The sequence below is a fragment of the Streptomyces sp. 2114.4 genome (genome assembly GCF_900187385.1).
GTDB classification, from domain to species: Bacteria; Actinomycetota; Actinomycetes; order Streptomycetales; family Streptomycetaceae; genus Streptomyces; species Streptomyces mooreae.
On record NZ_FYEY01000001.1, the window covers coordinates 659,829 to 679,486 of the forward strand.

Genomic DNA, 19,658 nt, shown 5'->3' on the forward strand with positions numbered 1-19,658 from the left:
CTTCTCAGTGGTGGCCGTCGGCGAGGAGCTTTCCGGTGGCGGCACGGAGCGCGGCCGCGTGCTCGGTGGTGAGCGGGGAGCGTGGCGGGCGGGTCGGGCCGCCGCGGTGTCCGGCGAGGTCCATGGCGAGCTTGATCGCCTGCACGAACTCGGGCCGGGAGTCCCAGCGCAACAGCGGGTGCAGGGCGCGGTAGAGCGGCCGCGCGGTGTCGAGGTCACCGGCGAGCGCGGCACGGTAGAGGGTGCCGCACGCCTCGGGCAGTGCGTTGGGGAAGCCCGCGATCCAGCCGACGGCACCGGCGAGGGCGAGTTCGAGCAGGACGTCGTCGGCGCCGATCAACAGGTCCAGTTCCGGGGCGACTTCGGCGATCTCGTAGGCCCTGCGGACATCGCCGCTGAATTCCTTGACGGCGACGATGCTGCCGTCGGCGTACAGGTCGGCGAGGAGGCCGGGGGTGAGGTCGACCTTGGTGTCGAAGGGGTTGTTGTAGGCGACGACGGGCAGGCCGGCCGCGGCCACCTCGGCGAAGTGGGCACGGACCGCGGCCGGTTCGGCGCGGTAGCCGTTGGGCGGCAGCAGCAGGACGGATCCGGCGCCCGCCTCGGCGGCCTGCTCGGCCCACCGGCGCGAGGCGGCACTGCCGTAGGCGGAGACCCCGGGCATCACCCGGTCGCCGTCACCGGCGGCCGCCACGGCGGTGCGGACGACCCGGGCGCGCTCGTCGTCGGTGAGCGTCTGGTACTCGCCGAGGGAGCCGTTGGGGACGACGCCGTCGCAGCCGGCGGCGAGCAGCCGGGCCACCTGGTCGGCGTAGGCGTCGTGGTCGACGGAGAGATCGTCACGGAAGGGGAGGGTGGTGGCAACCATGATGCCGTGCCAGGGACGGGTGCGGGTGCGGGTGCGGGTGACCATGGGAAGTCTCCTTCTATGAGGTGTGACATTTTACTGAGCGCCCCAGAGGCTTGCCAAGGACGCCCGGAATCGAACTAACCCTGCTCGTCCGCGAGTTCCCCCAGGACCACGGGACAGGCGAGGGGTCTGCGATCGGCCGCGGGTCCGGCCTGACCCGCGAGGCGGGCCACCGCGGGGCCGCACATCCGCCCCTGGCACCAGCCCATTCCGGCCCGGGTGAGCAGTTTGACGGTACGGGTGTCGCGGGCGCCGAGACCGGATACGGCGTCCTGGACCCGGCCGGCCGTGACCTCCTCGCAGCGGCAGACCTCGGTGTCCGCACGGAGCCAACCGGTCCAGCCGGGGCCCGGCGCATGCGCGGCGGCCATGGTCCGGGCGAACCTCCGCAACCGGTCCCGGCGACGGCGCAGCGAGCCGTGGACACCCCGGCCCGCAATGCTGTACGCCGCCAACTCACCCTCCACAAAAGCAAGTTCCGCACCCCCGACACCCCCGGCCTCACCGGCCGCCCAGACGCCGTCGACCGTCGTCCGCTGCTGGTCGTCGAGCACCAGCGCCCAGGTGCCGTCCGGAGTACGACGGGTGGCGCAGCCCAGTGCCGTGGCCGGCTCCAGTTGCGGTACGAGCCCGTGTCCGACGGCGAGCGCATCGCAGGGGATGCGCAGCCCGGTTCCGGGCAGCGGCCGCCAGTCCCGGTCGAGCCGGGACAGGGTGACGGCCTCGACCCGGTCGGTGCCGTGCACGGCGGTGACCGCGCTGCGGGAGCGGAGGCGTACGCCGTGACGGAGCAGGGTCACCGCGTGACCGGCCCCTTCGGCGAGCTTGCGGGGGTTGGCGGCAAGCGTGCGCGGGGCGCGGGCGTATCCCGCGTAGCCGCTCGCCTCGGCGACCACCGGCACGGTGGCGCCGGCCGCGGCGAGCGAGCCCGCGACGGCGAGCAGCAGCGGCCCGCTGCCGGCGACCACGATCCGCCGCCCCGGCAGCACCAGCCCCGCCTTGAGCATGGCCTGCGCGCCTCCCGCCCCCACGACACCGGGCACCGTCCAGCCGGGGAAGGGCAGTTGACGCTCGTACGCGCCGGTGGCGAGGAGCACGTGCCGCGCCCGCACCTCGGCCCGGCCCTGCCCGCCGTCGGGCCCGGTGACCGCGTGCACGGTCCAGTGCGCCGGGTCCCGGGTGACGGCCCAGACGTGGTGTGCCGCGAAGTGTCTCACCCGGCCTGCGGCGACTTGCGCGTCCAGCCGTGCGGTGCGCCGCGCGAAGGCGCGCCAGGAGTGGTGCAGTGCCTCGGGGCGGGCGGCGCCCAGCCCGGGAGCCGGCTGCCGGTAGAACTGTCCGCCGGGCCGCGCGGCCGCGTCGACGAGTGCCACCCGCAGCCCGGAGCCGGCGGCGGTGACGGCGGCGGCGAGCCCGGCCGGCCCCGCGCCGATGACCACGAGGTCGTGGGTGTCAGACGGTGAGATCGGCATGCCCGTCTCCCTCCTGGGTGGTGATCGTGTCCCCGGGCCGGGCGGGCACCAGGCAGGCCCGCTGATTGGGTTGGCCGTTGACGGTGGCCAGACAGTCGAAGCAGGCGCCGATCCCGCAGAAGGCCCCGCGCGGCCGCCCGTCGCGGCGTGTGGTCCGCCAGGAGAGCACACCGGCCGCCCAGAGCGCGGCGGCGATGCTCTGACCGGGCAGCGCGGGCAGCGGCCGCCCGTCGAACCGGATCTCGAACGCCGGTCCCGGCGCGGCCCGTACGACATCGGCGGGGGTGCGGCGACGGGTCATCCCCAAGCTCCTCTCGGTGGTGGTGTGCGGGCGGGCGGACGAAGGCACCGGCAGGGCGGGCAGCGTCATACCTCCCCCGCCCCTTCCTCCCCTGCCTCTTCCTCCCCCGCGCCTTCGCCGAACCGGTCCGGGCGGAACGGCCGCGCGTCCAGCGGACCGGGCGTCCCCGTCAGCGCGTGGGCGATCAGCCGGCCGGTGGCCGGGGCGAGTCCGATGCCCGCGCCCTCGTGGCCGCAGGCGTGCAGCAGGCCCGGCAGGCGCGGGTCGGGGCCGATCGCCGGGAGGTGGTCGGGGAGGTAGGGGCGGAACCCCTGATAGGTGCGCATCACCCGGACGCCTGCCAATACGGGGAACAGGGCTGCGGCTTGGGCGGCGAGCCGGCGCAGCACCCCGACCGAGAGCGTGCGGTCGAAGCCGATCCGTTCCCGGCTGGCACCGATCAGGACCGGTCCGGCCGGGGTGCCCTCGACGACGGCGGAGGTCTGCAGCGCCGCCGATCCGCTGGCCACATCGGCGACATAGTCCGCGGCGTAGACCTTGCGGCGTACGACACGCGGCAGCGGCTCGGTCACCAGCACACATCCCCGGCGGGGCAGGACGGGGACCCGCACCCCCGCGAGCGAGGCCAGCCGGCCGGCCCAGGTGCCGGTGGCGTTCACCACCGCGGGGGCCAGGATGTCGCCCCGCGGGGTACGGACGCCCCGTACCGTCCCGCCGGGCCCCCGCAGGACGGTCGTGACCTCCGTGCCCAGGTGCAGCCGCGCCCCGGAGGCACGCAGCAGATATGCAGCGGCCAGGGCGGGCTGGACCTGGGCGTCCTGCGGGTAGAGGACGCCTCCGGCGAGGCCGGGCGCCAGATGCGGTTCCGCGTCCCGCAGCCGGTCGGCAACAAGGCAGTCGCTCCGCACACCTGCCCTGCCCTGCGCCGCGCGGAAGGCGCGCAGCGCCGCCATGCCGGGTTCGTCGGAGGCGACGACCAACCCGCCCTTCGCCTCGTACTCGATCTCCGGCGGCAGCTCGGCGGCGAGTTCCCGCCACAACCGGAGGGAGAGCAGCGCGAGTTCGAGTTCGGGTCCCGGCTCCTTGTCGGAGACGAGCAGATTCCCCTCGCCGGCGCCGGTGGTACCGCCCGCGACGGATCCGCGGTCGACGACGGCGACATCAAGGCCGGACCGGCCGGCGTAGTAGGCACAGGCGGCGCCGACCACTCCGGCCCCGACGATGACCACATCCGGAGCATCCAAAGACTGTCTGTGTCTCGTGGGCACTTCAGTAATATGTCACACAACACAGGCTCCGGAAAGAGGACTTGGCGGACTGCCGTCCTCATGGCTTCGCCATCAGCCCTGACGGCCCCGGGGCGCCGGAGGGGTACGGGCAATGCCGACGGCGGTGGTCACCGGCTCCGGGTCCGCTCCGCGATCCAGCCCGCCATGGCCCGTACGCCGATGCCGATGGCGCGCTCGTCCGGGGCGAAGTCGGGGTAGTGCGGGTAGCTGGTGGTGAGGGGTGCGCCGGGGGCACGGACACCGAGGAAGGTGAACGTGCCGGGGAGGCGGTCCAGGTAGAGGGCGAAGTCCTCGCCGCTGAAGGGCGGAAAGGCGGCATGGAACTCGGTCACCGCGTCTCGGCCGAGGGTGTGCCGGAGGTGCTGGGCGAGCACGCGGGCGTCGTGTTCCGGGCAGACCATGGCAGGGAACGGCTCGGCGGGGAAGCTCACCCCGGCCCCCGCGTACACCGCGGCCAGGTGACGGATGTCCTCACGTACCTCTACGTACCACTCCTGAGGCCAGCAGCGGTAGGACACACTCACCTTGGCCTCCTCCGCCCGTGCCCGCAGGGCCACGAACCGGGCCAACGGCCCGTCGGGCAGCTGGGCGTCGGCGACGATGCGCTCGAGGTCCGCGGGGGTCTGCGGCAGCGCCACCGTGGCGAGCGCACCGATCTCGCCGGCCAGCCGTCGCGCGGCATCGGGCGCGTCCGGCCCGGAGACGGTCACCTCCGCCGTGTCCTGGCCCGGCATCCCGAACCCCGGGGTCACGGCGAACCGGCCGACGGGGAACGGCCCGCAGTGCAGGGCGTGGATCTCCTCCACGCAGGTGCGCTCCAGCACGCCCGAGTCGATCAGCGCACGGGCCCCCGACAGGGTCTCCTCGGCGGGCTGGAAGAGGAACACCACCGTTCCGTCCAGGTGCCGCCGCAGCCGCGCCAGGACCTGGGCGACACCGAGCGCCACAACGGTGTGGATGTCGTGCCCGCAGAGGTGGGCCACCGCCTGGCCGCCCCCGACGATGTCCTTGGGCGGCACCGCGTCCAGGTCCGCCCGGTACGCAACGGTCCGGCCCGGACGCGTCCCCCGCAGGACGCCTACGACGCCGTGGCCGCCCACCCCGGTGGTGACGGTCAGCCCGGCTTCCCGCAGCTCCCGGGCCACCACAGCGGCGGTACGCTGCTCCTGACCCGGCGCCTCGGGGTGCCGGTGGATGTCCCCCCGTAGCTCGATCAGCCCCTGCTCCAGCCGCGCCACCTCGGCGTCCACCACCCCTTGCCCCCTCGCCTGCCCCCGCCCGTCGGCAACGGCCCTGCCCGCAGCTCCCCACATGGCTCCCGCACCGGCTGCCGCCGTGCCGGCCAGCAACGTACGACGCGCGAGAGCGCGCTCCCCGGGACTGTCCACTGGACCCCCTTCGATCTCTCAACTGGCATTCAGCTGAAAGTTCGTTGGTCTTCTGATTTCAGTTGGCCTTCACCGGGCCGCCGGGAATTGCCCGCTCGGCAGCCGGTTCCGGCACCGCATCCCGCATGACCGGTCCCTCGCTGTCAGATGAGCGGAAGCCCGGATACGACACGATGGCCGTACGCAGGGGCCGTTGCCCATCCGGCGCGCCCCCCGTGTGGAGGTGGGGACAACCCCATGGGGAACGCTGTCCACGCGTCCGGTGGGGTTGAGTTCCGGCCCGGTCCAGGCCGGTGGCGGCCCGGACGGCAACCGGGCGGCGCGTCACGACAGCGCGTACGTTGCCCGATGCGCCACTAGGGGTGTCTCCCCGTAGCGTGGAGGGATGAACGACACCGGGGCGCCGGGGGCACCGCCCGGCAGGGACGAGGCGGCCTTCCCCCTCCATCACGCCGGGCGCTGCGGCGACCTCGCGGAGCTCGACGCGCAGCTGGTCCGCTGCCGGGCCTGTCCCCGGCTGGTGGAGTGGCGTGAGGAGGTCGCGGCGCATCCGCGGGCGGCGTTCCGGGACCAGGAGTACTGGGCGCGGCCCGTCCCGGGATTCGGGCCGTCCGACGCGGCGTTGGCCATCGTGGGGCTCGCTCCTGCCGCGCACGGCGGCAATCGCACCGGCCGGATGTTCACCGGGGACGCCTCCGGTGACTTCCTGTTCGCCGCCCTCCATGCGGTGGGTCTCGCTTCCCGGCCCACCGCGACGCACCGGGGCGACGGGCTGGAGCTGTACGGAGTGCGGGTCACCGCGCCGGTCCACTGCGCTCCGCCGGACAACCGGCCCACGCCCGCCGAGCGGCGTACCTGCCGTCCGTGGCTGTCGGCGGAGCTCGAACTCCTCAGCCCCGGCCTGCGTACGGTCGTGGTGCTCGGTGCATTCGGCTGGCAGGCGCTGCTGCCCGTACTGGGCGACGCGGGGTGGCCGCTCCCCCGGCCCCGCCCCGCGTTCGGTCACGGCGTACAGCTGACCCTGCCCGCCACCGGGCGGCGGCGGGAACTCCAGGTGCTCGGCAGCTACCACCCCAGCCAGCGCAATACGTTCACCGGTCGGCTCACCTTCGACATGCTCGTCGGTCTGCTCTCCCGCGCCGCCGCACTCGCGGGGCTGGCGCCGCCGGGAGGCTGACGAACGGGACGGGCGACCGGGAGAGAAGAGACGTCCGGGATGCTGGTACGCGGTGGTCAGGCGTCAGCGCGCGCCGTACACCGGCCGTGGTTCCTCGGCCACGGCCAGCAGTTCGCGCGCGGCCGCGCCCGCCTCGGCCGGTGTCCAGCGGCTCTTTCTGTCCACGGTGGGGCCGGGGCGCCAGCCCTCCATCACGGTGATCCGGCCGGCCTCGGCCTCGAAGACCCGGCCGGTGACCCCGGCGCTGTCGGCGGAGGACAGCCAGACCACCAGCGGGGAGACATTCTCCGGGGCCATCGCGTCGAACTCCCCCTCGGCGGGCGCCGCCATCCTCGCGGCGAAGGCACGCTCGGTCATACGGGTGCGGGCCGCCGGTGCGAGGGCGTTGATCCGCACGCCGTAGGGGGCGAGTTCGGCGGCGGCGACGAGGGTGAGGCCGAGGATGCCGGCCTTGGCGGCGGAGTAGTTGCCCTGGCCGACGCTGCCGAGCAGTCCGGCGCCCGAACTGGTGTTGACGATGCGGGCGTCGGGGGTGCGACCGGCCTTGGCCTCCGCCCGCCAGTGCGCCGCGGCGTGCCGCAGGGGCAGGAAGTGGCCCTTCAGGTGGACCCGGATGACCGCGTCCCAGTCGTCCTCACCGAGGTTGACCAGCATCCGGTCGCGCAGGAATCCGGCGTTGTTGACGAGGGCGTCGAGGCGGCCGAAGGCCTCCAGGGCGGTGGTGACGAGCGAGGCGGCGCCGTCGGTGGTGGTGATGTCGCCGGTGTGGGCGACGGCTTGGCCGCCGCGGGCCCGGATCTCGTCGGCGACCTGCTGGGCCGGTCCGGCCGAGGCGCCGGCCCCGTCGGGGGCCACCCCGAGGTCGTTCACCACGACCCGGGCGCCTTCGGCGGCGAGGGCCAGTGCGTGGGCCCGGCCGAGTCCACGGCCCGCCCCGGTGACGGCGGCCACGCGTCCCGTGCAGATTCCGGTGCCGGTCATGTCCGTACTCCTTTGCCGGTCATGTCAGTTGCCCTTCATGGCGTCGGGCGCGGTGGGGTGGTTCACGGTGGCGGCGTGGGGCGTCGCGGAGTGGTTGACCGTGGCGGCGTCGAGGAAGGCGGGGCGTTCTCCGCCGCCGTGGACGAGCAGGCTCGCCCCGGTCAGGTAGGCGGCCCGGTCGGAGGCGAGGAACACGCAGGTGTCGCCGATCTCGGCGGGTTCGGCGAGCCGGCCGAGCGGGACGGTGGCGCCGACGGCCGCGATGCCCGCCTCGTCGCCGTAGTGCAGGGCGGCGAGTTCGGTGCGCACCATGCCGAGGACGAGGGTGTTGACCCGTACGTCGGGGGCCCATTCGACGGCCATGGAGCGGGCGAGGTGGTCCAGGCCCGCCTTGGCCGCGCCGTAGGCGGCGGTGCCGGGCGAGGGGCGGGTGCCGCTGACGCTGCCGATCATGAGGACCGAACCGCCGGCCGGCCCGCCCCGCAACGCCTCGTAGGCGGCGAGCGAGGCGGTCAGCGGCGCGAGGAGGTTGAGCGCGACCACCCGGGCGTGCCGCTCGGCTGCCCCCTCCCCCAGCAGCCGGTACGGCGTGCCGCCGGCGTTGTTGACCAGGCAGTCCAACCGGCCGTAGTCGTCCGCGAGCCGGGCGAAGAAGGCGTGGACGGCGGCCTGGTCGCGCAGGTCAAGGGGGCGGAAGTGCGCGGTGCGGCCGGCCGCGGCGACGGGGGCGTCCGGCGGCCTGCGCGCGCAGATGACGACCTCCGCACCGGCCCGCAGGAAGGCGCGGGCGATACCCGCGCCGACGCCGCGGGTGCCGCCGGTCACGACGGCCAGCCGCCCGGACAGATCGAGAGCCAGGCTCACGGAGCACCCCTCCCGCAGCGCACCATCCGCTGCTAACTTCGCTACCTAACAAACGCTTGGTGGAAAGGTAGCTGATCTGCTCATGGGTGTCTCCACCTCCAAGCCTGATCAGGGTGTCGCCGTCGTCACCGTGGACTTCCCGCCGGTCAACGCCCTTCCCGTACAGGGCTGGTACGACCTCGCCGAGGCCGTGCGCGCGGCCGGCCGCGACTCCGGCGTGCGCTGCGTCGTCCTCACCGCGCACGGGCGCGGCTTCAACGCGGGGGTCGACATCAAGGAGATGCAACGGGACACCGCGTCCGGCGGGTACGGTGCCCTGCTCGGCGCCAACCGCGGCTGTGCCGAGGCGTTTTCGGCGGTCTACGCCTGCGAGGTGCCCGTCGTCGCGGCGGTGCACGGCTTCTGCCTGGGCGGTGGCATCGGCCTCGTCGGGAACGCGGACGCGATCGTGGCCAGCGACGACGCCACCTTCGGCCTCCCGGAGCTGGACCGCGGCGCGCTCGGCGCGGCCACCCATCTGGCCCGGCTGGTACCGCAGCACCTGATGCGCGCGCTCTACTACACCTCCCGCACCGTCACCGCCGCCGAACTGCAGGCGCACGGTTCCGTCTGGCAGGTCGTCCCCCGTGCGCAACTGCCGGGCGCCGCACGGGACCTGGCCCGGGAGATCGCCCGGAAGGACGGCTTTCTGCTCCGTCTGGCCAAGGCCGCCCTCAACGGCATCGACCCCGTCGACGTGGGGCGCAGCTACCGCTTCGAGCAGGGCTTCACCTTCGAGGCGAACCTCAGCGGTGTCGCCGACCGCGTCCGCGACACCTTCGGTGCGCCGGGCACCACCCCGACGAAGGAAGGCTGACCGTGACCGACAAGACCATGACGCCCGAGGACGTCGTCTCCCGGCTGCGCAGCGGGATGACCCTCGGCATCGGCGGCTGGGGTTCGCGCCGCAAGCCGATGGCGCTGGTGCGGGCGCTGCTGCGCTCCGACATCACCGATCTGACCGTGATCTCCTACGGCGGTCCCGATGTCGGCCTGCTCGCCGCCGCGGGCAGGATCCGCACCCTGGTCGCCGCGTTCGCGACCCTCGACTCGATCCCCCTCGAACCGCACTTCCGCGCGGCCCGCCAGCGCGGTGCGTTCGAGCTGCGGGAGATCGACGAGGCGATGTTCATGTGGGGCCTGCAGGCCGCCGCCAACCGGCTGCCGTTCCTGCCCGTGCGGTCCGGCCTCGGCTCGGACGTGATGCGCGTCAACCCCGGCCTGAAGACCGTCACCTCACCCTATGAGGACGGTGAGACGTTCGTCGCGGTGCCGGCCCTGCGCATGGACGCGGCGCTGGTCCATCTCCACCGCGCCGACCGGCTCGGAAACGGCCAGTACCTGGGCCCCGACCCGTACTTCGACGATCTGTTCTGCGAGGCCGCGGACAGTGCGTATGTCTCGTGCGAACGGCTGGTGGACGACTTCGCCACCGCCGCCCCGCAGACCCTCCTGGTCACCCGCCATGCGGTCACCGGAGTCGTCGAGGCCCCGAACGGCGCGCACTTCACCTCCTGCGTCCCCGACTACGGACGTGACGAGCCCTTCCAGAAGCTGTACGCCACCACGCCCTGGGCCGAGTTCGCCGAGCGGTTCCTGTCCGGGGACGAGAAGGCGTACCGGTCCGCGGTCGAATCCTGGCACGAGGAGCAGCAGTGAGCGCCACCCCCACGACGACGGCCCGCGCCGAGTACTGCGTCATCGCCTGCGCCGAGGCCTGGCGCGGCAACGGCGAGGTGCTGGCCAGCCCGATGGGCCTGATCCCGTCGATCGGCGCCCGGCTCGCCCGGCGCACCTTCTCCCCCGATCTGCTCCTCACCGACGGCGAAGCCATGATCGTCGGCCCGGACGGCTCGGCCGAGGGCTGGCTGCCCTACCGCCGGCACCTCGCCATGGTCACCGGCGGCCGGCGTCATGTGATGATGGGCGCGAGCCAGCTCGACCGCTTCGGCAACCAGAACATCTCCTGCATCGGCGCGTGGGAGCAGCCCGCCCACCAGCTCCTCGGGGTCCGCGGCGCGCCGGTCAACACCCTTAACCATCCGGTCAGTTACTGGGTGCCGAAGCACTCGAAGCGGGTCTTCGTCGAGAAGGTCGACATGATCTGCGGGGTCGGGTACGACAGCGCGGCCGCCGCCGGGCCGTCCGCGACCCGCTACCACCGTATTCCGCGCGTCGTCTCCGACCTCGGGGTCTTCGACTTCGAGACCGCGGACCGCGCGATGCGGCTGGCCAGTGTGCATCCCGGCGTGACGGTCGAGGAGGTGCGGGAAGCCACCGGGTTCCCGCTCGCGCTGCCCGACGCCGTGCCCTGCACCCGGGAGCCCACCGCCACCGAACTCCGGCTGATCCGTACCGTCCTCGACCCGGAGGGGCGGCGCGAGCGCGAGGTGCCGGCGGCATGACGGACGCCCGGATCGAGACGCCGCTGACCCGGCTCGTCGGGGTGCGCCACCCCGTCGTGCAGACCGGCATGGGGTGGGTGGCGGGGCCCCGGCTGGTCTCGGCCGCGGCGGAGGCGGGCGCCCTGGGGATTCTCGCCTCGGCCACCATGACCGTCGAGCAGCTGCGTGCGGCGATCCGTGAGGTGGCGTCCCGTACGGACGCGCCCTTCGGGGTCAACCTCCGCGCGGACGCGGCGGACGCGGACGAGCGGGTGCGCCTGATCGTGGCGGAGGGTGTCCGGGTCGCCTCGTTCGCGCTGGCGCCCTCCCGTGAGCTGATCGCCCGGCTGAAGGACGCGGGGGTCGTCGTCATCCCGTCCGTGGGCGCCCGCCGCCATGCCGAGAAGGTTGCCGCCTGGGGCGCGGACGCGGTCATCGTCCAGGGCGGGGAGGGCGGCGGCCACACCGGGAAGGTCGCCACGAGTGTGCTGCTTCCGCAGGTCGTGGACGCGGTCGGTATCCCGGTGATCGCCGCGGGCGGCTTCTTCGACGGCCGGGGCCTGGTCGCGGCGCTCGCCTACGGCGCGGCCGGTATCGCCATGGGTACCCGCTTCCTGCTGACGTCGGACAGCACCGTGCCGCGGGCCGTGCAGGACCGCTATCTGGCGGCGGGCGCCTCGGACATCACCGTCACCACCAAGGTGGACGGTCTGCCGCACCGGATGCTGCGCAGTGAGCTGGTCGAGGCGCTGGAGCGGTCCGGGCGCGCCACCGCGCTGTTCGGAGCAGTCCGGCGGGCCGCGTCGTTCCGGAAGCTGTCCGGCCTGAGCTGGGCGCGGATGGTCCGTGACGGCCTGGCGATGAAGCACGGCCGGGACCTCTCCTGGAGCCAGGTCCTGCTGGCCGCGAACACCCCGATGCTGCTCAAGGCCTCGATGGTCGAGGGCCGTACCGATCTGGGGGTGATGGCGTCCGGTCAGGTCGCCGGGGCGATCGAGGATCTGCCGTCCTGCGCGGAGCTCGTCGACCGGATCATGGCCGAGGCGCGGGCGGTGCTGGGCGCGCTGCCGCGCTGAGCGGAACGCCGTGGCCCGGCCGGGGACGGTGGTTTCCCCGGGGCCGGGCCACGGCGGTGCGCGGCAGGCCCGTCGCCCGTACGGAGGGCGGTACAGGAGCCGGCGGACCGGGCGTCAGAGACGTTCGATGATCGTGACGTTGGCCTGGCCGCCGCCCTCGCACATGGTCTGCAGGCCGAACCGGCCTTTGGTGCGCTCCAGTTCGTGCAGCAGGGTCGTCATCAGCCGGACGCCGGTCGCGCCGAGCGGATGGCCCAGCGCGATGGCGCCGCCGTTGACATTGACCCGCTCCGGGTCGGCGCCGGTCTCCTCGATCCAGGCCAGTACCACGGGCGCGAACGCCTCGTTGATCTCGATCAGGTCGATGTCGCCGAGGGACATCCCGGTCTTCCGCAGCGCATACGCCGTCGCCGGGATCGGCGCGGACAGCATCCGTATCGGGTCCTCACCGCGTACCGACAGGTGGTGGATGCGGGCGCGCGGGGTGAGGCCGTGCTCGGCCACCGCCCGTTCGGAGGCGAGCAGCAGGGCGGCCGCGCCGTCGGAGACCTGCGAGGAGACCGCCGCGGTCAGCCGGCCGCCCTCGACGACCGGCGCCAGTGCGGCCATCTTCTCCGGCGAGGTGTGGCGGCGCGGTCCTTCGTCGGCGGTGAGGCCCCCGTAGGGGACGATCTCCCGGTCGAAGCGGCCCTCGTCGATGGCGCGGACGGCCCGGCGATGGGAGCGGAGCGCGAACTCCTCCATGTCCGCACGGGAGATTCCCCACTCGTCGGCGATGAGTTCGGCGCCGTGGAACTGGTTGACGGGTGCCTCGCCGTAGCGGGTCCGCCAGCCCTCCGAGCCGGCGAACGGGCCGTCGGTCAGCCCCAGCGGGGCGGCGGCCTGCCGGCTGGCGAAGGCGATCGGGATCTGCGACATGTTCTGCACACCGCCCGCGACCACCAGGTCCTGGGTGCCGGAGAGCACGCCCTGCGCCGCGAAGTGCACGGCCTGCTGCGAGGAGCCGCACTGGCGGTCCACGGTGACCCCGGGCACCTCCTGGGGCAGTCCGGCGGCCAGCCAGCACGTCCGGGCGATGTCCCCGGCCTGGGGGCCCACCGTGTCCAGGCAGCCGAAGACGACGTCCTCGACGGCGGCCGGGTCCGCGCCGCTGCGCGCCATCAGCGCCGTCAGGACGTGGGCGCCCAGGTCGGCGGGGTGGACGGCCGACAGACCGCCGCCCTTCTTGCCCACCGGGGTACGGACCGCGTCGACGATATAGGCCTCGGGCATGGGGTCTCCTCGCTTCGGATTCTGCGGCGGTGGCGGCCGGATCCGCAAGGTGGTGCCGGCCGTCGCCGACGGGTACCGGCGGGCGGTCCGCCCGGGATGGCACGGCGCCCGGCCCACCGCGCCTCACGCATGCTGGGAGCTGACCGACACCGTTTCCCCGGTCATGTACGAGGCGTAGTCGCCGGCCAGGAAGACGATGACATTGGCGACCTCCCAGGGTTCGGCCCAGCGGCCGAACGCCTCCCGCTCGGTGAGCTCCGCCAGCAGCTCGGGCGTGGTCACCTTCGCCAGGTGCGGGTGCATCGCGAGGCTGGGCGAGACCGCGTTGACCCGTACGCCGTACTCGGCGGCCTCCATGGCGGCGCACCGGGTCAGCGCCATCACCCCGGCCTTGGCCGCGGCGTAGTGGGCCTGGCCGCGCTGGGCGCGCCAGCCGACGACCGAGGCATTGTTGACGATCACGCCGCCGCGGCCGGCGGCCTTCATCCGGCGCAGGGCGGCCCGGGTGCAGCGGAAGGTGCCGTTCAGCGTCACGTCGAGGACCGCGCCCCACTGGGTGTCGGTCATCTCGACGAGGTCGGCGGTGCCGCCGAGCCCCGCGTTGTTGACCACGATGTCGAGGCGGCCATGGCGCTCCTCGGCCGTGTCCAGCAGGGCGCCCACCTGGTCCTCGTCGGTGACGTCGCAGGGCAGTGACGCCACCTGGCCGGAGCCGAACTCCTCGGCCAGCGCCTCGGCGGTGGCCCGCAGCCGGCGCGCATGGGCGTCACCGAGCACCACCCGGGCGCCTTCCTCCAGGAATCTGCGGGCGGTGGCCCCGCCGATGCCGGCTCCGGCGGCCGCGGTGATGACGGCGGTCCGGCCGTCGAGCAGGTGGTGGCCGGGCACATAGGGCGGCGGTGTCATCCGTGAGCCTCCTCTTCCCGCAGCCTGCTGCGGACTCCGGGGCCGGGGCTCCCGACGCTGACGGGGCCTCGACGCCGCTCTGCCGGTACGTTAATCTACCAAACACTTGTTAGGGAAGCGCTTGTCAGGGCTTGCCAGGGAAGGAGGGCGGATGCCCGCTGCCCGCCACGACGCACTCCCGAGTGGTGTTCCGCGGGGGCCTCATGGGGCCGTCGCCCGGGAGGCGGGGGCCTGATGGACCTCGACCTCACCGCCGCTGACGAGGCGTTCCGGACCGAGGCCCGCGCCTGGCTCACCGCGCAGGTGCCCGCCGTTCCCCTGCCGTCCCTGGAGACCGCGGAGGGGTTCGCCGCCCACCGGGAGTGGGAGCGCCGGCTCGCCGCGGACCGCTGGTCGGTGGTCTCCTGGCCCGAGGAGTACGGCGGCCGGGGCGCTTCGCTCCTGCAGTGGCTGCTCTTCGAGGAGGAGTACTACGCCGCGGGCGCCCCCGGGCGGGTCGGCCAGAACGGCATCAGCCTTCTCGCGCCCACCCTCTTCGAGCACGGCACCGACGAGCAACGCGCCCGCCTCCTTCGCCCCATGGCACGCGGCGAGGTCATCTGGGCACAGGCCTGGTCGGAGCCGGAGTCGGGCTCGGACCTGGCGTCGCTGCGCTCGACCGCCGTACGGACCGACGGCGGCTGGCTGCTGAACGGGCAGAAGACCTGGTCGTCCCGGGCCGCCTTCGCCGACCGCGCCTTCGGGCTGTTCCGCAGCGACCCGGACGCCGCCCGCCCGCACCAGGGGCTCAGCTACCTGATGTTCCCGCTGGACGCGCCGGGCGTGACGGTGCGCCCCCTCGGCCGGCTGGACGGCAAGCCGGCCTTCGCCGAACTCTTCCTCGATGAGGTCTTCGTGCCGGACGCGGACGTCATCGGCGAGCAGGGCCGGGGATGGCAGGTCGCCATGAGCACCGCCGGCAACGAACGCGGCCTGACGCTCCGCAGTCCGGGCCGCTTCACCGCGGCCGCCGGACGGCTGGCCGCGCTGTGGCGCGAGGCCCCGGAGACGGCAGGCCCGGCGCTCGGCGAGCGGGTCGCCGACGCGCTGATCGGCGCCAGGGCGTATCAGCTGTTCACCTACGCCCACGCCTCCCGGCTCGCCGCCGGCGAGTCGATCGGCGCCGAGTCGAGCCTGAACAAGGTCTTCTGGTCCGAGCTCGACATCGCCCTGCACGAGACCGCCCTGGATCTGCTCGGACCGTCCGGCATGCTCGCCGATGACGCCGACGAGGCGCCCGCGCACGGGAGTTGGGCCGAGGGGTACACCTTCTCCCTGGCCGGGCCGATCTATGCCGGCACCAACGAGATCCAGCGCGACATCATCGCCGAGCGGCTGCTCGGTCTGCCGAAGGGACGCCGCTGATGCGCTTCCTTGCGACCGCCGAGCAGCGGGAGTTCGCCCGTACGCTGGACGCCCTGCTGGGGACGTGTGGCACCCCGGCCGTGGCGCGGGCCTGGGCGGCCGGCGAGCACAAACAGGGCCGTGAGCTGTGGGCGCGGATCGCGGCCGCGGGCGTGTTCGCGCTGGCCGTGACGGAGCGGCACGGCGGGCTGGGACCGCTTCCGGTCGAACTGGCACTTTCCTTCGTGGAGTTGGGGCGGCACGCCGTGCCGGGGCCGCTGGCGGAGACGGTGGCGGCGGCCGCGTTCCTGGAACGTCTCGGCGAGGGCGGCGCGGCAAAGGACCTGCTGCCGCGGATCGCCGCGGGCGATGCCGTCGTGAGCCTGTGCGCCCGGGGCCCGTACGCCGTGGACGCGGATGCCGCCGACGCCGTCCTCGTCATCGAGGGCGACACGGTGCGCCGTACGGACACCCACGGACCCGTGCAGGCCTCCCTCGATCCCGCCCGGCGGCCGGCCCGCCCGCTCGGCGGCGGCGTGCTGGCGACGGGCCCCGCGGTGGCCGCGGCCGCCGCACACGCCGTCGATGTCGCACGGCTCGTCACCGCCGCGCAGTCCCTCGGCGTCGGCCGGGCCCTGCTGGCGGAAACGGTGTCCTACGCCAAGCAGCGCACCCAGTTCCACCGGCCCATCGGCTCGTTCCAGGCGGTCAAACACCGGCTGGCCGACACCCTGATCGGGCTGGAGTTCGCGCAGCCGCTGGTGTACGCGGCGGCCCTGGCGGTGGCGGCGGGTGCCCCGTCGGCCGGCCGGGAGGTGGCGGCGGCGAAGGTCGCGGCGGGGGAGGCCGCCTACGCCGCGGCGCGTACGGCACTCCAACTGCACGGCGCCGTCGGTTACACCGCGGAACTGGACCTCTCGCTGTGGATCCGCAAGGCCCGCCCGCTGCGGGACGCGTGGGGAACCCCGGCCGAGTGCCGTGCGCGCGTCCTGGCCGCCTGCTGACGCGGCGGAGCGAGGCCGCTGACCGACGCCGCGAAGGGCTTCGCCCTCCTGCACTCGCCGGTCTGCCGCATGTCCCGCGGGTTCGTCCCTACGGGAGCCTGCGGTCCCGCTCGTCCAGGTCGGCCAGCATGGCGTCGGCCAGATCCCGCTCGGCGGTGTAGTACCGCTCCGACCACTTCAGCACCAGTGAGGGGGAGGACCAGGCCTCTTCGGCGCGGGTATCCGCCCCGTCCGCCTCGGCGCGCCGGCGCATCGTCTCCGCGTACTCCCGGTGACGGCCCAGCACTTCACGCATCCGGTCGCCCTCCAGCAGGTGGCCGAGCCACAGCCGCAGCATCACCCCGTGCTTGAGGACGGGAGGTTCCACCGGCGCCTCACGCACCCAGTGGCGGACCGCCGCCATCCCCTCGTCGGTGATCACATAGACCCGCTTGTCGCGGTTGCCGGTCTCCTGGGCGACCAGCCGGGAACTGGCGTAACCGGCCTTCTCCAGGCGCTTCAGCTCGCCGTAGATCTGGCTGAAGGACGGGCTCCAGTAGAAGAAGTGCAGCGACCGGTCCGACCGCTTCTTCAGGTCGTAGCCGGACAGTTCCTCACCGAAGGAGAGCAGGCCCAGCACCGCCCAACCGGTGGCCGGCAGTGCAGGTCGCTCCGCATCGCCGGCGCTCACGGCGCCCGCCCTCTTCTCCGTCACGTCCCGCAGTCTACGGTCCGCGTCCACGCCTGCCCGCCCGGGACTGCGTCAACTCCCCTCCCCCGCACCCGCGTTCTTGGCACCCGTGTGCTCCCCGCAAGGGGGCTTCCCCCAGGCCACCTGGCATGCCCGGCGTCTTCTCCCCATCCGGTCCGACGGGTACCGCGAGGGCTCCCCCCGGCTGCCCCGGCGCGCGGCCGCCGCGGACCGTACGCCCGCGGCGGCCGGCCGCGCGGTGCGGACCGCGTGCCGCCGGCCAATAGTGGAAAGGTGAGCCGGCTACCGGGAGCTTCCCCGCGGTCCGGGCCGCGGCCGTCGGACGGCGGGCCCGCCGGGATGGTGCGGCGCAGACTGCGCTACCTGCTGGAGCACGGACGACACGCCCTGCGCGCACACCGCTCCGTGGTCGGCAACGCGCTCCGGGTGACGGTGGCTTCATGTGTGGCCTTCTACGTCTGCCGCTACGCCCTCGGGCTGACCGTGATGTCCGTCTACGCCATGTTCACCGTGGTGTCGCTGGGCGTGCTCGCCCGGATCCCGGGGTCCGGACGCCAGCGCGCCACGACCGTGCTCACGGCGATCCCCGCCGGGCTGGCGCTCGTCACCCTGGGCACGCTGCTCGCCGTACAGACCTGGTCCGCCGTCCTCGGCATGCTCGTCATCGGATTCCTGGTGGCGTACGCGGGCACCACCGGACCACGGATCGCCGGGGCCGCCCCCGGGATGCAACTGCTCTACATCCTGCCGTGTTTCCCGCCCTACGCCCCGGACGCGCTCGGCCAGCGGCTGTCCGGCTTCCTGCTGGGCGCGGTCCTGCTCGCGCTGGCCCAGCGCTTTCTGGTGCCCGAACCGGACACCCCGCCGTTCCGCCGGCTGCTGGCCGACGCCGCGGACGCCGCCGCGCGCCTGGCCGACCATCACGGCGGCACGCTCCCCGTACAGGCGCTCACCCGGGCGCACGAGACCGGGGACGCGCTGCGTCCGTCCCGGGTGCCGCCGGCCGATCTGCCCGCCTCCCCCACCCTCGCCCACAAGGCCATGGCACACGCCACCGAGGCGGTGCGCACCCTGCTGGCCCGGCTGGAAGCCCTGCACGCCTCGGTCGGGCCGCGGTACGTCTACCACACGGAGACCGTGGTGCTGCTGGAGAGCATCGGCGACGCGGCGCGCGAGGCGGCGCAGGCACTGCGGCGGGGCAAGCGACTGCGGCCCGGCGAGGGGCCGTCCGCCGCCGTCCTGCAGAGCGAGCTGGCGCCCGCACGGGCCCACCGGGCCGTGGACACCCTGGAGCGGCTGAGCGGCGACGACCGGCTGGTCTACCTGCGCCGCCGGTCCCAGGTGGTGCAGGCCGCCGACAGCACCGTCGTCCTCGCGCTGGCCACCCGGCTGCTGCTGGGCGACCGGTCCGTCGGACTAAGCCCCGCGGCGCACGGCTTCTCCTATGCGCGGGCGCGCTTGCACGAGCTGTGGTGGCAACGGCTGACCACCCACCTCACCCCCCGCTCGGTGATCTTCCAGAACGCCTGCCGGTTCGCGCTCGGCCTGGCCGCCGCGCGGGCCGTCGCCGGGCTCCTCGACCTGCAGCACGGCTTCTGGGTGCTGCTGGCCACGCTCACCCTCACCCGTACCACCAGCCTGGAGACCTGGTCCGCGGTCCGCCAGGCGCTGGCCGGCACGCTGGTCGGCGCGGTGCTGGCCGGGGGGCTGCTGGCGCTGGTCCACGACCGGGACATGGTGTACGCGGTCGTGCTGCCGGTGGTGATGCTGGTGGCGTTCATCGCGGGGCCGCTGCGCGGGCTGGCCTGGGCGCAGGGCGGATTCACGCTGGTCGTGGCCACGCTGTTCGCACAGGTCTCCCCCGTCACCTGGCAGCTGGCCCCGGTCCGGCTGGTGGACGTGGTGGTCGGCAGCCTCATCGGGCTGGGCTGCGGGCTGGTGGCCTGGCCGCGGGGCGCGGGCCGCGAGGTGCGCCGCAGCATGGCGGGACTGTGCTCGGCCATCGCCGACGCCATCGGGTACACCACCGCACGGGTCGTCGACCACTCCGGCAGCGCGGACTGCCTCGAGATCAACCGTGCCCTCGTTCTCGCGCAGGAGAGCCTGGCCCAGTACCACTGCGAACTGCGGGACGAGAGCGTCGGACCGCCGGACTGGCCGTCGGTGCTGGTCGCCGGGGCGGAGGCGCGGCGCGGCGAACGCCTGCTGCCCGGCAGGCCGGGGCGGATCGCCTCGCGGGAGGTCCGCGCCTGGCTGCGCCGCGCGGCCGACCGGACGGCAGCCGACTACCGGTCCCTCGCCCGGCAGCTGCACGCGGACGGCGAGGTGCCCCCGGTGGCCGTCCGGCCGCTCGACATCCGCGCGCTGCTGGCGGTGGCCCCGGCCGTCCCGCGCCACTCCCCGGACCGGGAGGCCCGCGCGCTCTCGGCCGCGCTGCTCCTCGATTCGGTGATCTGGCTCGATGCGCTCACCGCCGATCTGGACCGGATCCGCCAGGAGATGTGACGCCGCGCCGTCGGCC

18 protein-coding genes are annotated in these 19,658 nt (G+C 74.1%); 8 read left to right on the forward strand and 10 right to left on the reverse strand.

Annotated elements, in window-relative coordinates:
• Positions 1-4: 4 nt before the first annotated feature.
• The 5 genes from CFW40_RS02735 to CFW40_RS02755 form a co-directional block, all read right to left on the reverse strand.
• Complete coding sequence (locus CFW40_RS02735) at positions 5-913, reverse strand: dihydrodipicolinate synthase family protein (RefSeq protein ID WP_088796216.1); 909 nt, start codon at positions 911-913, stop codon at positions 5-7.
• 74 nt (positions 914-987) lie between these two features.
• Complete coding sequence (locus tag CFW40_RS02740) at positions 988-2,382, reverse strand: NAD(P)/FAD-dependent oxidoreductase (RefSeq protein ID WP_088796217.1); 1,395 nt, start codon at positions 2,380-2,382, stop codon at positions 988-990.
• Positions 2,363-2,683 (reverse strand): (2Fe-2S)-binding protein, encoded by a 321-nt coding sequence (locus CFW40_RS02745; RefSeq protein ID WP_088801868.1) that lies wholly within the window; start codon positions 2,681-2,683, stop codon positions 2,363-2,365. Before CFW40_RS02745 ends, CFW40_RS02740 begins: the two co-directional genes overlap by 20 nt.
• 65 nt (positions 2,684-2,748) lie before the next feature.
• On the reverse strand, positions 2,749-3,927 hold the full coding sequence (locus CFW40_RS02750) for an FAD-binding oxidoreductase (protein ID WP_088796218.1): 1,179 nt from the start codon (positions 3,925-3,927) through the stop codon (positions 2,749-2,751).
• Positions 3,928-4,079: 152 nt separating this feature from the next.
• Positions 4,080-5,285, reverse strand: a complete 1,206-nt coding sequence (locus tag CFW40_RS02755; protein ID WP_088796219.1) for a M20 family metallopeptidase — start codon at positions 5,283-5,285, stop codon at positions 4,080-4,082.
• A 460-nt stretch (positions 5,286-5,745) separates the two neighbouring features.
• On the opposite strand from CFW40_RS02755, the gene CFW40_RS02760 reads away from it, so the two are divergent.
• Entirely contained in the window at positions 5,746-6,537 is a 792-nt protein-coding gene (locus tag CFW40_RS02760; RefSeq protein WP_088796220.1) for a uracil-DNA glycosylase, read from the forward strand.
• 63 nt (positions 6,538-6,600) lie between these two features.
• Here the strand turns inward: CFW40_RS02760 and CFW40_RS02765 are convergent, their stop codons facing one another.
• Both CFW40_RS02765 and CFW40_RS02770 read right to left on the reverse strand, forming a co-directional pair.
• Positions 6,601-7,518, reverse strand: a complete 918-nt coding sequence (locus tag CFW40_RS02765) for an SDR family oxidoreductase (protein ID WP_088796221.1) — start codon at positions 7,516-7,518, stop codon at positions 6,601-6,603.
• A 24-nt stretch (positions 7,519-7,542) separates the two neighbouring features.
• Complete coding sequence (locus CFW40_RS02770) at positions 7,543-8,382, reverse strand: SDR family oxidoreductase (RefSeq protein WP_088796222.1); 840 nt, start codon at positions 8,380-8,382, stop codon at positions 7,543-7,545.
• Positions 8,383-8,464: 82 nt separating this feature from the next.
• Here CFW40_RS02770 and CFW40_RS02775 point away from each other — a divergent pair, with 82 nt between their 5' ends.
• From CFW40_RS02775 to CFW40_RS02790, 4 genes are read left to right on the forward strand one after another with little or no spacing between them, the layout of a single operon-like run.
• Positions 8,465-9,238 carry an enoyl-CoA hydratase family protein gene (locus CFW40_RS02775; RefSeq protein ID WP_088796223.1) on the forward strand — a complete coding sequence of 258 codons (774 nt, stop codon included), beginning with the start codon at positions 8,465-8,467 and terminating at the stop codon, positions 9,236-9,238.
• Between the two features lie 2 nt (positions 9,239-9,240).
• On the forward strand, positions 9,241-10,080 hold the full coding sequence (locus CFW40_RS02780) for a CoA transferase subunit A (protein ID WP_088796224.1): 840 nt from the start codon (positions 9,241-9,243) through the stop codon (positions 10,078-10,080).
• The gene (locus CFW40_RS02785) at positions 10,077-10,826 is read left to right on the forward strand and encodes a CoA-transferase subunit beta (RefSeq protein WP_088796225.1); all 750 of its coding nucleotides are present in this window, start codon (positions 10,077-10,079) and stop codon (positions 10,824-10,826) included. The genes CFW40_RS02780 and CFW40_RS02785 overlap by 4 nt, the downstream gene beginning before the upstream one ends.
• Positions 10,823-11,881 (forward strand): nitronate monooxygenase family protein, encoded by a 1,059-nt coding sequence (locus CFW40_RS02790; RefSeq protein ID WP_088796226.1) that lies wholly within the window; start codon positions 10,823-10,825, stop codon positions 11,879-11,881. The genes CFW40_RS02785 and CFW40_RS02790 overlap by 4 nt, the downstream gene beginning before the upstream one ends.
• 114 nt (positions 11,882-11,995) lie before the next feature.
• Here CFW40_RS02790 and CFW40_RS02795 read toward each other — a convergent pair whose 3' ends face one another.
• Together CFW40_RS02795 and CFW40_RS02800 are read right to left on the reverse strand one after the other, a co-directional pair.
• Positions 11,996-13,153, reverse strand: coding sequence for an acetyl-CoA C-acetyltransferase (locus tag CFW40_RS02795; RefSeq protein WP_088796227.1), 1,158 nt, complete (start codon positions 13,151-13,153; stop codon positions 11,996-11,998).
• Between the two features lie 123 nt (positions 13,154-13,276).
• Positions 13,277-14,059, reverse strand: a complete 783-nt coding sequence (locus CFW40_RS02800; RefSeq protein WP_088796228.1) for an SDR family oxidoreductase — start codon at positions 14,057-14,059, stop codon at positions 13,277-13,279.
• A gap of 234 nt (positions 14,060-14,293) precedes the next feature.
• On the opposite strand from CFW40_RS02800, the gene CFW40_RS02805 reads away from it, so the two are divergent.
• Together CFW40_RS02805 and CFW40_RS02810 are read left to right on the forward strand one after the other, a co-directional pair.
• Positions 14,294-15,463 carry an acyl-CoA dehydrogenase family protein gene (locus CFW40_RS02805; RefSeq protein WP_088796229.1) on the forward strand — a complete coding sequence of 390 codons (1,170 nt, stop codon included), beginning with the start codon at positions 14,294-14,296 and terminating at the stop codon, positions 15,461-15,463.
• Positions 15,463-16,446 (forward strand): acyl-CoA dehydrogenase family protein, encoded by a 984-nt coding sequence (locus CFW40_RS02810; protein WP_088796230.1) that lies wholly within the window; start codon positions 15,463-15,465, stop codon positions 16,444-16,446. The genes CFW40_RS02805 and CFW40_RS02810 overlap by 1 nt, the downstream gene beginning before the upstream one ends.
• An 88-nt stretch (positions 16,447-16,534) precedes the next feature.
• Here the strand turns inward: CFW40_RS02810 and CFW40_RS02815 are convergent, their stop codons facing one another.
• The gene (locus tag CFW40_RS02815) at positions 16,535-17,140 is read right to left on the reverse strand and encodes a PadR family transcriptional regulator (RefSeq protein WP_256331620.1); all 606 of its coding nucleotides are present in this window, start codon (positions 17,138-17,140) and stop codon (positions 16,535-16,537) included.
• A gap of 336 nt (positions 17,141-17,476) precedes the next feature.
• Here CFW40_RS02815 and CFW40_RS02820 point away from each other — a divergent pair, with 336 nt between their 5' ends.
• The gene (locus CFW40_RS02820; protein ID WP_088796232.1) at positions 17,477-19,642 is read left to right on the forward strand and encodes an FUSC family protein; all 2,166 of its coding nucleotides are present in this window, start codon (positions 17,477-17,479) and stop codon (positions 19,640-19,642) included.
• Positions 19,643-19,658: the final 16 nt, after the last annotated feature.

What these genes read in the sequence shown, in the direction of transcription:
- CFW40_RS02735 (WP_088796216.1), bottom strand. Translation starts at nt 913, where the DNA reads ATGGTCACCCGCACCCGCACCCGCACCCGTCCCTGGCACGGCATCATG.
- CFW40_RS02740 (WP_088796217.1), bottom strand. Translation starts at nt 2,382, where the DNA reads ATGCCGATCTCACCGTCTGACACCCACGACCTCGTGGTCATCGGCGCG.
- CFW40_RS02745 (WP_088801868.1), bottom strand. Translation starts at nt 2,683, where the DNA reads ATGACCCGTCGCCGCACCCCCGCCGATGTCGTACGGGCCGCGCCGGGA.
- CFW40_RS02755 (WP_088796219.1), bottom strand. Translation starts at nt 5,285, where the DNA reads ATGTGGGGAGCTGCGGGCAGGGCCGTTGCCGACGGGCGGGGGCAGGCG.
- CFW40_RS02760 (WP_088796220.1), top strand. Translation starts at nt 5,746, where the DNA reads ATGAACGACACCGGGGCGCCGGGGGCACCGCCCGGCAGGGACGAGGCG.
- CFW40_RS02765 (WP_088796221.1), bottom strand. Translation starts at nt 7,518, where the DNA reads ATGACCGGCACCGGAATCTGCACGGGACGCGTGGCCGCCGTCACCGGG.
- CFW40_RS02775 (WP_088796223.1), top strand. Translation starts at nt 8,465, where the DNA reads ATGGGTGTCTCCACCTCCAAGCCTGATCAGGGTGTCGCCGTCGTCACC.
- CFW40_RS02790 (WP_088796226.1), top strand. Translation starts at nt 10,823, where the DNA reads ATGACGGACGCCCGGATCGAGACGCCGCTGACCCGGCTCGTCGGGGTG.
- CFW40_RS02795 (WP_088796227.1), bottom strand. Translation starts at nt 13,153, where the DNA reads ATGCCCGAGGCCTATATCGTCGACGCGGTCCGTACCCCGGTGGGCAAG.
- CFW40_RS02800 (WP_088796228.1), bottom strand. Translation starts at nt 14,059, where the DNA reads ATGACACCGCCGCCCTATGTGCCCGGCCACCACCTGCTCGACGGCCGG.
- CFW40_RS02805 (WP_088796229.1), top strand. Translation starts at nt 14,294, where the DNA reads ATGGACCTCGACCTCACCGCCGCTGACGAGGCGTTCCGGACCGAGGCC.
- CFW40_RS02810 (WP_088796230.1), top strand. Translation starts at nt 15,463, where the DNA reads ATGCGCTTCCTTGCGACCGCCGAGCAGCGGGAGTTCGCCCGTACGCTG.
- CFW40_RS02820 (WP_088796232.1), top strand. Translation starts at nt 17,477, where the DNA reads ATGGTGCGGCGCAGACTGCGCTACCTGCTGGAGCACGGACGACACGCC.